General features: G+C 50.8%; 1 protein-coding gene. It reads right to left on the bottom strand.

Annotated elements, in window-relative coordinates; all coding sequences use genetic code 11:
* On the bottom strand, window positions 1-260 hold a 260-nt coding region (locus tag N7568_RS24215), incomplete at both ends, for a DnaB-like helicase C-terminal domain-containing protein (protein ID WP_306423167.1).

Genomic DNA, 260 nt, shown 5'->3' on the forward strand with positions numbered 1-260 from the left:
GATGGACGTGCCGCTATAAGCACTAAGTCGCCAGCCTGAAGACCGCTGGTCATGGCATCGAAGTCTTCAAAACCTGTAGGCGTACCGGTAATACCGTCAGGGACATTGCATCGGCGCTCCAGCTCAACCAGCAGCTTTTCCATACCATCAATGAGAGTGACTGCCTGTTCAGGTTCAGTTCGCTCGGCAAGTCGGGTTATTTTCTGCTCGGCAATTTCCATTACCCTTTCAATATCAGCACCCGGTTTTTTTACCGATTC

Source organism: Paenarthrobacter aurescens, from assembly GCF_025421775.1.
In the GTDB taxonomy this organism is placed as follows: domain Bacteria; phylum Actinomycetota; class Actinomycetes; order Actinomycetales; family Micrococcaceae; genus Arthrobacter; species Arthrobacter aurescens_B.